We start from the raw sequence: 523 nt of genomic DNA, 5'->3' as shown, positions 1-523 counted from the left end.
GGCGGCTGAACGAGGCGGTCAACCTGCGGCTCTACGACCTGTTCGCCGAGGCGGCGGCATGAACGCGCTGCTGCATCCGGCGGTGATCGGCCTGCTGGTGTTCTGCATCCTGGCCGAGATCGCCTACCAGGTGTCCTTCAAGCTGGGCGCCGGCCGGGCCGGCCGCGACGGCGGCCCGCTGGTCGGGGTGGCGGTGCAGCCGCTGGTCTGGCTGGGCATCGTCATCTGGTCGGTCGAGGCGGTGGTCTGGGTGCTGGTGCTGCAACGCGCGCCGCTCAGCCTGGCCTATCCGGTGATGACCCTGAACTACGCCGCCGTGCCGCTGGCCGGGGTGATATTATTGCGTGAGCGGCTGAGCCGCAGCCAGATCGCCGGCGCCGCCCTGGTGGCGGCGGGCGTCGTCTGCATCGGCCTGTCCGGACTTTGAACAAGGCGCGACTGTCATGAGCAAGATCGACTTCCGTCTTCCAAAGAAGAAAAGCGGCCTGTTCGCCTGGTCGAACTGGGACATCGTCTCGGTGCT

1 protein-coding gene is annotated in these 523 nt (G+C 67.9%); it reads left to right on the top strand.

The genetic code is table 11. The annotated features are described in order from the left end of the window. Positions 1-58: 58 nt before the first annotated feature. On the top strand, positions 59-427 hold the full coding sequence (locus tag DC522_RS34080; RefSeq protein ID WP_116532745.1) for a permease: 369 nt from the start codon (positions 59-61) through the stop codon (positions 425-427). Positions 428-523 lie beyond the last annotated feature (96 nt).

The sequence above is a fragment of the Microvirga sp. KLBC 81 genome (genome assembly GCF_003075415.1).
Classification (GTDB): domain Bacteria; phylum Pseudomonadota; class Alphaproteobacteria; order Rhizobiales; family Beijerinckiaceae; genus Microvirga.
The sequence above is the reverse complement of the archived record's forward strand: the minus strand, read 5'-3'. Positions and strand labels throughout refer to the sequence as shown.

Bases quoted from the DNA above. Each gene is read 5' to 3' on its own strand.
- DC522_RS34080 (WP_116532745.1), top strand. From the start codon at position 59: ATGAACGCGCTGCTGCATCCGGCGGTGATCGGCCTGCTGGTGTTCTGC.